The sequence below is a fragment of the Hyunsoonleella rubra genome, from assembly GCF_042684665.1.
In the GTDB taxonomy this organism is placed as follows: domain Bacteria; phylum Bacteroidota; class Bacteroidia; order Flavobacteriales; family Flavobacteriaceae; genus Jejuia; species Jejuia rubra.
The window spans coordinates 1-13,458 of sequence record NZ_JBHULY010000039.1 but is presented as its reverse complement, the minus strand read 5'-3'; the positions used below and the strand labels follow the sequence as shown (position 1 = coordinate 13,458).

At 35.5% G+C, this 13,458-nt stretch carries 11 protein-coding genes; 5 read left to right on the top strand and 6 right to left on the bottom strand.

What is annotated here, in order from left to right; translation table 11 throughout:
- Window positions 1-30: 30 nt before the first annotated feature.
- The 5 genes from ACFSR8_RS14735 (at window position 31) to ACFSR8_RS14715 (ending at window position 5,584) form a co-directional block, all read left to right on the top strand.
- Complete coding sequence (locus ACFSR8_RS14735) at window positions 31-816, top strand: TIGR02757 family protein (protein ID WP_380293385.1); 786 nt, start codon at window positions 31-33, stop codon at window positions 814-816.
- Window positions 817-1,059: 243 nt separating this feature from the next.
- Window positions 1,060-1,410 carry a 50S ribosomal protein L19 gene (rplS, locus tag ACFSR8_RS14730; protein ID WP_380293383.1) on the top strand — a complete coding sequence of 117 codons (351 nt, stop codon included), beginning with the start codon at window positions 1,060-1,062 and terminating at the stop codon, window positions 1,408-1,410.
- Between the two features lie 865 nt (window positions 1,411-2,275).
- Window positions 2,276-4,486 (top strand): NADP-dependent isocitrate dehydrogenase, encoded by a 2,211-nt coding sequence (locus ACFSR8_RS14725; RefSeq protein ID WP_380293381.1) that lies wholly within the window; start codon window positions 2,276-2,278, stop codon window positions 4,484-4,486.
- Between the two features lie 53 nt (window positions 4,487-4,539).
- Complete coding sequence (gene murQ, locus ACFSR8_RS14720) at window positions 4,540-5,364, top strand: N-acetylmuramic acid 6-phosphate etherase (RefSeq protein ID WP_380293379.1); 825 nt, start codon at window positions 4,540-4,542, stop codon at window positions 5,362-5,364.
- Window positions 5,348-5,584 (top strand): DUF6095 family protein, encoded by a 237-nt coding sequence (locus ACFSR8_RS14715; protein WP_380293377.1) that lies wholly within the window; start codon window positions 5,348-5,350, stop codon window positions 5,582-5,584. Before murQ ends, ACFSR8_RS14715 begins: the two co-directional genes overlap by 17 nt.
- Before the next feature lies 1 nt (window position 5,585).
- Here the strand turns inward: ACFSR8_RS14715 and ACFSR8_RS14710 are convergent, their stop codons facing one another.
- The 6 genes from ACFSR8_RS14710 to ACFSR8_RS14685 all read right to left on the bottom strand — a co-directional run bounded on the left by ACFSR8_RS14710 (window position 5,586) and on the right by ACFSR8_RS14685 (window position 13,326).
- Complete coding sequence (locus tag ACFSR8_RS14710; RefSeq protein WP_380293375.1) at window positions 5,586-6,086, bottom strand: hypothetical protein; 501 nt, start codon at window positions 6,084-6,086, stop codon at window positions 5,586-5,588.
- Between the two features lie 150 nt (window positions 6,087-6,236).
- A complete protein-coding gene (locus tag ACFSR8_RS14705) occupies window positions 6,237-8,672 on the bottom strand; it encodes a helix-turn-helix domain-containing protein (protein ID WP_380293373.1) in 2,436 nt (811 codons plus the stop codon).
- A gap of 443 nt (window positions 8,673-9,115) precedes the next feature.
- Window positions 9,116-9,490 (bottom strand): hypothetical protein, encoded by a 375-nt coding sequence (locus tag ACFSR8_RS14700; protein WP_380293371.1) that lies wholly within the window; start codon window positions 9,488-9,490, stop codon window positions 9,116-9,118.
- Window positions 9,487-11,172, bottom strand: coding sequence for a hypothetical protein (locus ACFSR8_RS14695; RefSeq protein WP_380293369.1), 1,686 nt, complete (start codon window positions 11,170-11,172; stop codon window positions 9,487-9,489). Before ACFSR8_RS14695 ends, ACFSR8_RS14700 begins: the two co-directional genes overlap by 4 nt.
- 3 nt (window positions 11,173-11,175) lie before the next feature.
- Window positions 11,176-11,871 carry a hypothetical protein gene (locus ACFSR8_RS14690; RefSeq protein WP_380293367.1) on the bottom strand — a complete coding sequence of 232 codons (696 nt, stop codon included), beginning with the start codon at window positions 11,869-11,871 and terminating at the stop codon, window positions 11,176-11,178.
- A 117-nt stretch (window positions 11,872-11,988) separates the two neighbouring features.
- Window positions 11,989-13,326, bottom strand: coding sequence for an exonuclease domain-containing protein (locus ACFSR8_RS14685; protein WP_380293365.1), 1,338 nt, complete (start codon window positions 13,324-13,326; stop codon window positions 11,989-11,991).
- Window positions 13,327-13,458 lie beyond the last annotated feature (132 nt).

Genomic DNA, 13,458 nt, shown 5'->3' with positions numbered 1-13,458 from the left:
TTTAGCTAATTACAGCTATTTTTGCCAAATATGAATAAAATAGGAAATAAACTTCCAAAGGCGGAACTTAAAATCTTCTTAGATGAAAAGGTAGAACAGTACAACAACCCAAAATTTATTGAAACCGACCCCATACAGGTACCCCACCGATTTTCAAAAAAAGAAGATGTTGAAATATCAGGTTTTCTGACGGCCACTATTGCATGGGGCAACCGCAAAAGTATCATTAACAATGCCCAAAGGCTGATAGAACTTTTGGACAGTGCACCTCATGATTTTGTTTTGAACCATCAGGAAAGTGATTTGGAAAAACTTGAGCCGTTTGTGCACCGCACCTTTAATGGCGGCGATTGTATTCAATTTATAAAATCGTTGCAACATATTTATAAGAATCATGGTGGCTTGGAGGGGGTATTTTCAAAACATGCGGAAAAGGATTCGCTGCAAAAATCCATTTCAAAATTCAAAACGCTGTTTTTTGAAATTGAACATCTGCCTCGCACTCAAAAGCATGTAAGCGATCCGTTGAAGAATTCGGCCGCGAAACGTATCAACATGTATCTGCGGTGGATGGTCCGGCAGGATAATGCCGGGGTGGATTTTGGGATTTGGAAAACCCTCTTGCCCAGCCAACTGTCGTGCCCTTTGGATGTACACTCCGGAAATGTGGCCCGAAAACTAGGCCTGCTGAAACGAAAGCAGAATGATGCCAAAGCGCTTTTGGAGCTGGACAAAAATCTGCGACAACTGGATGCTGAAGACCCTGTAAAATATGATTTTGCGCTTTTTGGATTAGGGGTTTTTGAGGGGTTTTAAAATTATGTCTAAACCTTCACTTTTGTTCTGCACTGCGTTAGGGATTGAACGGCCTGTTTGAAATCCCCGACGAAGGAGGGATTGAGTAGCGAAAGCCCGACCCCTTGTGGGTAACGCCCAAATAAAAAATAAAATTAATAATTGTGCATTTTGTATTATTAATTATATTTGCACCCAATTTCGGGTTAACCTCTGGCGAGAATCGTGAATGTTGTTTCGAATCAACTGTTTAAAGATAAAGACATGGAATCTTTAGTAAAATTTGTTCAAGACGAATTTGTAACAAAAAAGGACATACCGGATTTTGGTGCCGGTGACACCATTACCGTTTATTACGAAATTAAGGAAGGTAACAAGACGCGTACCCAGTTTTTTAGAGGGGTTGTGATCCAAAGAAGAGGCTCTGGTTCTTCTGAGACATTTACCATCAGAAAGATGTCGGGGTCTATCGGCGTTGAGCGTATTTTTCCTATAAACTTGCCTGCTTTGCAGAAAATTGAGGTGAACAAGCGTGGTAAAGTACGTCGTGCACGTATTTACTACTTTAGAGGGCTTACTGGTAAGAAAGCTAGGATTAAGGAAAAAAGACACTAGTAGAAAAACTAACAACTTGAAAAAGCCTTGGATTTGCCCAGGGCTTTTTTTTATGAACAAAAGTTAATAAGTGCTGTTGATAAGCGGTTGACATATAAAACGTTACGAAAATTTGGCAATACGGAACTTTTGGCGTATATTAGGTGAGGAATTAAAAATAACGGTGCAAGCCGGTTTTGCAACTCATGCGGATTTAAATTTAAAAATTCCGTAAAAGAAACGTTCTTTACACATATAATTGTTTTTTTAGGCTGAACTATTTAAATGAAAATACAAATAATGAAACCGAAGGTTACAAACATTCCCCAAATGTAAATTGCTGGAATGAACGCGTAACTAAAAGCTTAAAAATGAGAAGGACTTAAAACGCCCGAGGCATTTGAAAGTGATGTTTGAAATGATTTCCTCATGAAAATGAAGAAAGAAAAGCAAACACTAAGAAAAACAATTACATCATGAAACATGATAGTAATAAGTTCAATACATTTTGAAAATTACATCTTATGTTTCATTTGAAATACCGTTACTTGAATTGAAAAGATCTGTATGAAAATGCAGGTTGATTTTAACAGCAATGTTAAATTAGGTCACGTAAAGTTATTTCAAGGAAAGCCATGTCAGAATAGATTAAATTCTATAGTGATATGGCTTTTTACTTTTTATATTATATGATATGCTATTTTGACAATTCGATACTTCTCAGAGGATATATTAAAATTATGCGAAATGTTTCCGGGTTCTCTGTTTTTCCCTTCCATATGCTTCTATTATAACTATCAAATTTCGTATATTCGCAGTCGCTAAAAACGAATCGAATTTTCTCTGCTGTTTTTAGCTCTTTTATTCATAAAAAAACGCGACGCGAATGTCTAAAATTATTTATACAAAAACTGACGAGGCACCAGCTTTGGCAACACGATCCTTTTTACCAATCGTGGAGACTTTTGTGAAATCTTCTGGTATCGAAATTGAAACTAGGGATATTTCCTTGGCGGCAAGAATCCTTGCAGTTTTTCCCGATTTTTTAACGGAAGAACAACAGGTTTCTGATGATTTGGCAATACTTGGCGAATTGGCAAAAAGACCCGAGGCCAATATTATAAAATTGCCGAACATCAGTGCTTCAGTACCTCAGTTGAAAGGAGCCATTAAGGAGTTGCAGTCCAAAGGTTTTGCGCTTCCAGATTACCCTAATGAGCCGGAAAATGACACGGAAAAAGATATCAAAGAGCGTTACGATAAAGTAAAAGGAAGTGCCGTAAACCCTGTTCTACGCGAGGGTAATAGTGATAGACGTGCGCCAAAGGCTGTTAAGAATTATGCGAAAAAGAACCCGCACAGAATGGGTGCATGGTCTGAAAATTCAAGGACCCATGTGGCCACTATGAGTGCCGGCGATTTTGCCCATAACGAAAAATCGGTGACTCTTGGTGAAGCGACAAGTATCAAAATCGTGCATGAGGACACCAATGGCAATGCCTCTGTTTTAAAAGGTAATTTTCCTTTATTAAAAGGCGAGATTATTGATGCCACTAAAATGAGCAAAAAGGCATTATTGGCGTTTTTTGAAGCTCAAGTAGCGGATGCTCGTGAACAAAATATTCTGTTTTCATTGCATATGAAAGGCACCATGATGAAGGTGAGCGACCCGATTATTTTTGGGCATTCGGTAAAAATATTCTTCAAGGATGTTTTTGAAAAGCATGGTGAAACCATTGAAGCGCTTGGTGTTAACGTTAATTCAGGTCTTGGGAATTTATTGGAACGTATCCAGGAATTACCAGCTGATAAGCGCCAAGAAATAGAAGCGGATATTGCCACTACTTATGAAAAAGGACCTGGCATTGCAATGGTAAATTCCGATAAAGGGATTACCAATTTGCATGTACCAAGTGATGTAATTATCGATGCTTCGATGCCTGCGATGATTCGTACTTCTGGTAAAATGTGGAATGCCCAGGGCAATCTTCAGGACACTAAAGCCGTTATACCGGATAGCAGTTACGCAGGTGTTTATGCGGCTACTATAGATTTCTGCAAGGAGCATGGTGCTTTTGACCCAACCACTATGGGGACAGTCCCAAACGTTGGCTTAATGGCTCAAAAGGCAGAAGAATACGGTTCTCACGATAAAACTTTTGAAATTGTATCCGACGGTGTTGTGAAAGTTATAGATGCTTCTGGCAACGTATTGTTGCAACACGATGTTGAAGAAGGTGATATTTGGCGCATGTGCCAAACAAAGGATGCTCCAGTTCAGGATTGGGTAAAATTAGCTGTTACCCGAGCGAGAGCTTCGCAGACTCCTGCAGTATTTTGGTTAGACAAAAACAGAGCGCACGATGCGGAATTGATTAAAAAAGTAAACACTTATTTAAAAGACCACGATACCTCTGGGTTGGATTTAAGAATTCTTGCTCCAGTAGATGCAACGCTTTTCACTTGTGAAAGATTGAAAGATGGGAAAGATACCATTTCAGTCTCTGGTAATGTGCTACGCGATTATTTAACGGACCTATTCCCTATTCTTGAAGTGGGAACTAGCGCAAAAATGTTGTCTATTGTGCCTTTGATGAATGGAGGTGGCTTATTTGAAACTGGTGCAGGAGGTTCTGCTCCAAAGCACGTACAACAATTGTTGGAAGAAAACCATTTACGCTGGGATTCTTTGGGTGAGTTTTTAGCGTTGGCAGTTTCCTTGGAACATTACAGCGAGATAAACAGCAACCCAAAAGTTAAAGTCTTGGCCGAAACATTGGATGAAGCAACAGGAAAGTTATTGGATAATAATAAAGGCCCATCAAGGGTTGCCGGAGAATTGGACAACAGGGGTAGCCATTTTTACCTTGCTCTGTATTGGGCACAGGAATTGGCAAATCAAAATGAGGATCAATCCTTAAAAAAAGAGTTTGCCCCTATTGCTCAAAAATTGGTGAAAGCCGAGTCCGATATTGTAACAGCCCTAAATGAAATTCAAGGTAAACCTGTAAGTATTGGGGGGTATTATCTTCCTGATGAATCTGAAGCGAATAATGTAATGCGACCAAATTCGACGTTTAATTCGATTTTAAATTAAAATATCAAAGCTTCCATTTCGGGAGCTTTTTTTATAATTAGTATTTTTGAAAAATGAGTTTCACCAAAACTACCGAGCAAGATTCCAACCATGACCATCTGGAAAAGATGAGTGTTTCGGAACTGTTGAAAAACATCAACGATGAGGACAAAACTGTACCTTACGCCGTTGAAAAAGTCCTGCCTGCAATTGAAGCTTTGGTCCATCGAATTGTTTTAAAACTGAAAGAAGGTGGACGACTATTTTATATGGGTGCTGGGACTAGTGGTAGATTAGGAATTGTAGATGCTTCGGAGTGCCCACCTACCTTTGGTGTTTCGCATGATTTAGTTATTGGTTTGATAGCAGGTGGCGATTCCGCAATTAGAAAAGCTGTGGAGTTTGCGGAAGATTCCACTAGTCAAGGTTGGAAAGATTTGCAAGCATATAAAATTAGCCCAAAAGATGTGGTAGTAGGGATTGCCGCTTCGGGCACCACCCCATATGTTGTTTCCGCTTTGGAAAATTGCAATCAAAATAATATCATTACAGGATGTATTACCTGCAACCAAAATAGTCCTTTATCAAAAACTGCCCAATTTCCTATTGAAGTGGTAGTTGGCCCGGAATTCGTCACAGGAAGTTCAAGAATGAAAGCTGGTACCGCGCAAAAGTTAGTACTCAATATGATTACCACATCCACTATGATTCAGCTGGGCCATGTAAAAGGTAATAAAATGGTGGATATGCAATTGAGCAATAACAAGCTAGTGGACAGAGGCACAAAAATGATAATGAAAGAAATTAAAGTTTCGGAAGCCGAAGCTTCAAAACTGCTTAACGAACACAAAAGCGTGAGAAACGCCATAAAGCATTATAACGATGAGCGAGGAACATAGAACCAATAAAAAAGTATTAGTAAAAGGCATAAAAACTCTGGTATTTGCCTTGTTAAGCCTTTTTATGGGGCCAATCCTACTAAGTTTTGCATTCAGCAAACCAGATGATAAACTGTATTTACCTTTGCTAATTATGGGCTGCGCCATTTCTGCTATGGCAGTGATCATGATGTTCAAAGGGATTAGAACCATCATGAACAGTATGTTCAAAAAGAAATAAGCTATTCAGATGATACCTGCTTGGGTGTAGTTGGATTATATCCAAATTCAGCATCATTGATGGTAATCCCTAAACTATCGAATATATAATTAATAATGGCGTAATGATGAATGGTATGGCTGTTAGCTTGCGCCAATAAAGAGCCGTACGTGTAAGGAATCTCTGTTTTGCCCAGTCCCAGATCATCCGAAACCAAAACAGTGTCTTTAATATCAAAAGAAGCCATATTCAACTTTTTGATAATACTATTTAAATAGTCCTGCGCATGTCCACAATCACATTCCACTACTTTGTTTCTGCTCCTTGCAGTTAAATCCACTTTATTATTTTCATCCGAATTAAAAATACAATCATAAAAATCAAGGATATGCCTAATATGACATCCGATACTAGAATAATATGGTGGGACGGAGGCATCGCACAACTGTGCATTAGTCAAATTGTCTAATAAAACTTGGGATTTTTGAAGTGTTTTTAAAGTAGATTGGATGATGACGTTCATGGACACTAATTTAGCTAAATAATTTGAATTTCAAATAGAATGCTCGTTTAGTCAAACCACGCTCAAATCCTTACAAAAAGTAATCAAAATATCTAAATGCTTTCTGAACTCCTCCTATTGTTTTAAGGGGAGGTACCGAAAGCGGAGGGGTCAGGAATTCAAATCCTCAAGTACCAACCGCAATTCACCATAACTGTATTTATCATCCAACTGATGTTTTAAATCCGATAGGTTTTCAAAGGTTTTCTGCGGAATAATTTCCTTTAGTTCATTGTAATGCGTTTCAGGAATTAAATCCTTTATTTCCACTTCACCAGAAGGTATAAAACTAGCCAAATGCCCGATGATGGTATTGATATTCAACTCCCGAACATCCGCAATCTCCTGCACGGATTTCCCCGATTGAAACAATGATAAAGATTCTTTTTTGGTATCCCCTTTTTTACGCTTTGGTTTGGGCGCATCAAAAATTTCGGCTTCCGCAGAAGTCTCAATATTATGGTCGTCACAATAGGCTCGGATTACTTTTAAAATAGCGGAGCCGTACTTTTCAACCCGGGTTTTACCCATACCATTTACCTTCAACAATTCTGGTTTGTTGGTTGGCAAAGTCTCACACATTTCATAAAGTGCTTTTTGCGTAAAAATTTGAAAATGCACCAAGCCTTTTTCTTCAGCAATTTCATTACGCAACATGCGCAATTTTTCAAATAATTCCACATTGCTAGTACCCTCAACAACCGACTTTCTTCTAGTTTTGGGTTTTTGCTTCTCATTGAAAACGGATTTCGCGCGAAGTTCCAAAAAGTGCTTTGCATCAAAGCCATCCGTTAATCCGTTAAAATATAAAACCTTTACGGCAAGTAACTCCTGAATGGTATCCAAAGGCTTGTCAATATCTTTTTGAATCGCTTTGTTATCCGTAGTAAATGCAAAATGCTTCAAAGGTTCTAAAATCTTAGTCTCCGTTTCGGTTTTAAAATAGGCAATCCCTTTTTTAAATCTTTCTTGTATTAGGACACTATCTTCGGCCATTCCTTCATTTTCTGATAGCCGTTCCAATTGTACCTTAAATCCATTTGCCACCTTCAAGAAATTAGTAACACAGTCTTTAATAGGCAAAAAGGTGGATTCAACCGAGCCTTCGATTACCGTGCGGTTTTTATAATAAATATCCAAAATGCGATTTACGGGATACAAAAATTGATAAAACCCAAAGATTTCGGCAATCGCATCCAACTGAAAACGTTTCTGCGAATCTTCCAACACCTTTTGATCCGGCGCATTTTCAGCTGCCTGAGTATTAAAACTATCCACATTGGCATCAGAAATAATCTGATTTGAATGGATTTTACTTTTTAACACCAGGCCTTCCAAAGACTTACATCTGCTTAACGCCACATATGTTTGCCCATGGGCAAAAGCACCTTCAGCATCGATAATCGCCTTTTCAAACGTTAGCCCTTGACTTTTATGAATCGTGATGCTCCACGCCAAGCGCAAAGGCATTTGGGTAAAACTTCCAATCCTTTCTTCGGTAATAGCCTTCGTTTCTGCATCCACGGTATATTTAACGTTCTCCCATTCCTCCGGTGTTACAATAATATTGAAGTCATCATCCGTACAGTGAACCGTCACTTCATCTTTATCTAAATGGATAACCTTTCCTATTTTTCCATTGAAATAGCGTTTTTCCGGACTACTATCATTTTTAACAAACATCACCTGCGCTCCAACTTTAAGTTCCAAAACCTCCTTATTTGGATAGGACATTTCAGGGAATTTACCTTTCACTGTGGCCTTATAGGTAGACGTTTTGGAACTAAGTTTCTCCAACTCCTTTCTGTTGGTAGCCTCTGCCCTATTATTATGGGTAGTTAGCGAAATATAACCCTCGTCCGGCTCAGGTTTAAAATCCGGGATATAGCGTTTATTTAGTTCTGTTGCCCCAGCGTCGGACAATTTATTATTTCTAATCTCATTAAGAATCTCGATGAATTTTGGGTTTTCCTGGCGATAAATATGTTTCAGCTCGATTGTAATCGCGTTACAATCCATAAAGGCCTTACTGCTGAAAAAGAAACCGTTTTTGTATTCATGCCGCAACAACGCCCATTCGCTCTCTTTGATAACGGGCGACAATTGTTGCAGATCACCAATCATCAACACCTGTACGCCACCAAAAACCCTATTTCGATTTCTAAACCGTCGCAACGTCCTATCGATGCCATCCAGCAAATCCGCACGTACCATACTGATTTCATCAATCACCAAAAGATCCATCGACTTAATGATATTGATCTTTGTTTTGCTAAATTTTCGATTAAAACCCTTGCCAGCATTCAAATCCGTATCCGGCAAAATTGGGCCAAAAGGCATTTGAAAAAAAGAGTGGATCGTAACACCTTTTGCATTAATCGCCGCAACACCCGTGGGCGCCACAACTACCAAACGCTTCAAGCTATGCATCTTTAAACGGTGCAAAAAAGTAGTTTTACCCGTTCCGGCCTTTCCTGTTAAAAAAATACAGCGATTCGTATGGTTTACAAATTGCCAAGCTAGGTCCAGTTCTTTATTTTCGGCCATGTAATACTTTAGGATTTAAAAAATGAAGATACTAATTTGAAAGATTTTTATGGCGGGTTTTTACAAAAAAGTAAAAACCGCGCTATCCGCTGTATCTTTTTATTCACGTCATTGCGAGAAGCGCAGCAACGAAGCAATCTGTTAAATGTATAGACCAAACCAAACCTCAGTTCTTCCCAAACCATAAAAAGGATGCCGCTACTATCGCTCCCGCACTTATCTGCCAAGGTCGTTTAAAAGCCAAACAACAAGTTTTTATTTACTAAATTCATTGTACGAAAGTAGCCTCAATAATATTTAGAAGTAATCCTTCAAACGCGCCGTTCAAAAACATATAAAACTGTTTCACAACAACATGTACCTCTTAATTGACTAGATCGAATTAAAAATATCTTTACTTAAAAAGTAGTTATCATTTACTGTAATAAATATTTTATGCGTATTTATGTGTTTTTATATGATCTGATCAATAGTTCTAATTCATCTAAAAAAATAGGCTTTCCTAAAATTTTTAAAAAGTCTATTTTTTTTAGTTTTAGTTTTTCTTTGACATCATGGCCAGTCATGACCACGATCCGTTTATAATTGTAGTTATTTATGAAATCATCAATAATGGCATATCCATCCTTTTCGCTATTCGTTGATAAATCAATATCAACAAAAGCCACCGCATAATCATTTAGTGATTCAAATTTTGTAAAGGTTTGAGATTTCTCGTAATACTCAAAACTTAATTCTTCATTAAAATCAAGAAAATTAACGTCATCAAATGATCCTTTTACTCCTTGAACCTCATTTTCAAATATTAAAATCTTCATGCTAATTTTAAAGTTATTTTAAAAGTAAATAATTCTCTAGATTTATCTATACTTATTTCATTCTCAATTAATTTTCTTCTTAGTAGAAGACGAACGAAGCTCAAACCATGAGTATTTCTTTTGTATATTTCGTCATTATCTTCGCGGTTATACAACTCACAAATTTTCTTTAACTCTCTGTAGTTTTTTTCAAAATCCTTTATTGAATTAACAAAATACATACTTATTTCAGTTTCATTTTCTTGTGTAAATACTATGCTTACAAAATCATTAGAATATTTGCTTATATTTTCAATAATATCAGTAAACACAAAATCATAAAGCATTGAATTAAAGCTGATTTTAGTATTAGAGACATCTTTAATGTCAACGAAGATTGATTCGGTAGAATTAAAATGGTGTAACCAATTTTGCCTAAAAACATCAATAATTCTCTTTACAGAAACAATTTCATCTTCTTGATTTAATAAATTATCTACCCCCTTTATTAAAACTTCTGCTTTTCTTAAAATCTCTTTTACTTTTTCATTATTAGTATTATTTTTTAACTCCTGTTTAATATAATTCTTCTTTTTTTCTGATAGTTTTTCAGGCTTTTTGTACAATCTATCAACTAAATTAATTGTTCTAGTTATTGGAGATAATTTGTTTTTTACAAAATGAAGTGCATTTTGTGCGTCCAAAACATGAGTAACCTTTTCCTTAATAATTTCCGTTTGCTCTTTTTGCAAATTATCAAGTCTATTTGTGACGTAAAATATTCGGGCTATATATTCAAAAATTGGTCTTAAGCTAGAAACTATTGCCCCTCCTATATATCCCAAATATGACTTCGTTGCAATTAAAAAAACATATTGGTGGCGTAGAATTTCATGTTTTACCCAAACCAAATTATCATATTCTTTTCCATCTATAACAATCTCTTTTGTAAACAATAAAGTACTTTTTTCATCTTCTAAAAAAGAAAATAACTTTTTCTTTTCTTCCTCAACTATTTTAGGATCTGTCTTAACAAATTCTGACCCTTTAATAAGAACTAAATTTTCTTTTAACCTAACAAAAAGATAAAGATTTTCAATAGTCAAAAAGTTTTTGAGAGTTTTCTTTTTGTTTATGTGTGCTTTAACATTTTCTAATATATGATGATTAGTATTATTATTTACATTTTCAATAAATAAATCCCCTATTGATTCAATAACTTTTTCATTTAGAACTCTAAAATATTTTCTAACAAAATAGAAGAAAACGAATCCATAAAATAAGACTGGGATTAATTGAAATGTCCATATAAATTTAAAATTACAAGCAACAAGAATTGATAAATGAAAAAGAATTATGAAAACTAAAATATTACTTTTCCTATTAGAATGACTGTTCATATTAAACAGCAATAGCATATAGGGCATATAATTAATAGTTGAACTTAAGTCTTTCCTAAATAAAAAGATTCCAATAATTAACAAATCCAAAATCAAACGGCACTTCCCCTTGTATTTTTTCTTGGTTAACTTATAGTTGATTAGCAATAATATTAAATATAAAGCTGCAGTTATTAAATAAGTTAAAGGCTCATAAAAATTATCATTTCTATCATAAATCAGGAAAAGCAAAACAAATAATACTAGCCTCAAAAAAATTGAGTTAAATTTGCGTATATCGTAATCGATTTCCTCTAAAGTCATTTTTTAAGATATTTTAAACTTATCTAATAATTCTCTAACTAAATAATTACCAATAATTAGAACAAATAAAATTTTCAACGAAATAATTAAGACCACTCCACAAAAACTAATCGGTTTGACCTCCATCTTATAATCATTGTCAAAAATATATAAAACTAGGTTGCATAAATTGTTCAAAAACTTATTTGTTGTTATTAATTGCTTTTTTACTTCAATCACTTCCATAAATTGATATGGAGCCGTTGAAAAAATCAATAAGGAAAAGAAGATTGTTAAAACTAAACTAATTATCAATGTCCAATAATTATAAGCACTAGATTTATGAATAATATTTAGAATATTTTTTATTCTGTTTTTTCCATTCTTCAAATCAGCCAATGAGCAATTAATCTCAACTTGATTTGAAAATTTAATTATTTCCCTCGCCTTTTCAGTATTTCCATTGAGAACGAGTTTTTTAATAAAAAAAGACAAAAGATCCTTTTTCATATGATTATTAAACCCTGACAACATTTTTCTAACTTTAGAAACATCTAAATTGTAGTAATTATAAGCTCTTTTATCATAAAGCTCAACATATTTACTTAAAATAATTTTCATGTCACTAAATGCTTCGAAATCGTAATAATTATTTACTGTACGACTCTTTTTCTGAAAATCATTAAAAAGCTTATTAAATAGAATATAATCCTCTGCCATAATCGGTTTATTAAAGCTATTGATTAAAATAAAAAAAGAAAAGTAATCAAAAATATTAAGACTTTTCCTTAAAAATTGAAGATTTATTAAAATAATTTAATTATAAAATATTGCTATTTATAATTGAGTTAATACCTTCCTAATAATCTTTTTAATATCACTATTATCCTGTTGCCGTATTAAAAAGGGTTCTAACTCTTCTGTGGTAGTAACCTGTCCGGTTTTATCAATAAATCCATAACCTAAATACCTGCCTTGTGCTATCATAACAAACGCATCTTCATGGGCATAGCGTCCCTTTTGTTTTAAAACAACATCTTTTTTATGTTGTCGTAAGCTTTCTAAAGCGTGTAAAACACGTTGGTTATATGCTTCTGGTGGTTCTTCATCTTTACAAATCCCTTTACAGGTATGAATCTTAAAATGGTTGCAACTGGCTACGGATTCTTGCAAATGGCAATACTTCGGACACAATTCAAACCTACTGCAAATATCTTCAATCTCCTGCCGACATTCCGTAATGGAATTTAAAATAAGGATGGGGCTTGGGGTAGCCCTAAGCGAATTATAGGCAATATGCATAATTCCCTTTCGGTCAGTATAGCTAAAAATAGCATAGCGTTTTTGAGCGCGTTTGGCTACTTGGTTATACTCTGGATAATGTTTTTTAATAGCGGCATCTTCCATCAACAGCGCACTCAATTCAGATCCTGAACGCTCAAAATCAATATCGGCTGTCTCTCGACACATCGCAAGAGATTTTTTGGCCTTGCTGTAAAAATGGCTCAGTACCCGTTTTTTGATGTCCTTAGCTTTACCCACATAAATAATCTTACCTTTTTTATTCTTAAAAAGATATATCCCCGGGGAATGAGGCAGGTTATTGAACACCGAAGTAGGCAAATGCGATGGTAACGTAGCTTCCCTTGAGGATTTTCTTAAAAACGCTTCAAAGACCGTATCGGCATGCTCCTGATGTAGTAAAACTTCAAACAGCACCACAGTAGCTTCTGCATCGCCCCTTGCCCTATGTCTATCTACAATAGTAATATGTAAATCATTACAAAGTTTCCCTAAACTATACGATTTATGTCCGGGAATTAGTTTTCTGGCCAATCGAATCGTGCATAACTTCTTTCGGTTGAAATCAATTCCCAAGGTTTTAAATTCATTCCGAATCATGTTATAATCAAAATTCACATTATGCGCCACAAAAATACAGTCGGCCGTAAACGCTAAAATAGTCTGTGCAATATCTGGGAATGTGGGAGCGTCAGCAACCATTTCATTATCAATTCCTGTGAGTGCCATAATATAATCCGGTATCCAAATCTCTGGGTTAATTAAAGTGGTAAACTCATCGATAACTTGTGTACCATCGTATTTAAAAATAGAAATTTCGGTAAGTTTATTGCTCTTTCCCGTCGTTTCAACATCTATTATGGTGTACAACATAATTGGAAGAGATCTCGTTTTGTACGTATTGGTATTAAAGATATTGAAATTAAGGGCAAAAAAAAGGTCCAACTACGATTGTAATTGGACCTTCAAAAAAGGCGGCGACCTACTCTCCCACGGATTGCAGTA

Coding starts and splice junctions, on each gene's coding strand:
- ACFSR8_RS14685 (WP_380293365.1), bottom strand. CDS start 13,326: ATGTTGTACACCATAATAGATGTTGAAACGACGGGAAAGAGCAATAAA.
- ACFSR8_RS14715 (WP_380293377.1), top strand. CDS start 5,348: ATGAGCGAGGAACATAGAACCAATAAAAAAGTATTAGTAAAAGGCATA.
- murQ (WP_380293379.1), top strand. CDS start 4,540: ATGAGTTTCACCAAAACTACCGAGCAAGATTCCAACCATGACCATCTG.
- ACFSR8_RS14705 (WP_380293373.1), bottom strand. CDS start 8,672: ATGGCCGAAAATAAAGAACTGGACCTAGCTTGGCAATTTGTAAACCAT.
- ACFSR8_RS14735 (WP_380293385.1), top strand. CDS start 31: ATGAATAAAATAGGAAATAAACTTCCAAAGGCGGAACTTAAAATCTTC.
- ACFSR8_RS14725 (WP_380293381.1), top strand. CDS start 2,276: ATGTCTAAAATTATTTATACAAAAACTGACGAGGCACCAGCTTTGGCA.
- ACFSR8_RS14695 (WP_380293369.1), bottom strand. CDS start 11,172: ATGACTTTAGAGGAAATCGATTACGATATACGCAAATTTAACTCAATT.
- ACFSR8_RS14690 (WP_380293367.1), bottom strand. CDS start 11,871: ATGGCAGAGGATTATATTCTATTTAATAAGCTTTTTAATGATTTTCAG.
- ACFSR8_RS14710 (WP_380293375.1), bottom strand. CDS start 6,086: ATGAACGTCATCATCCAATCTACTTTAAAAACACTTCAAAAATCCCAA.
- rplS (WP_380293383.1), top strand. CDS start 1,060: ATGGAATCTTTAGTAAAATTTGTTCAAGACGAATTTGTAACAAAAAAG.
- ACFSR8_RS14700 (WP_380293371.1), bottom strand. CDS start 9,490: ATGAAGATTTTAATATTTGAAAATGAGGTTCAAGGAGTAAAAGGATCA.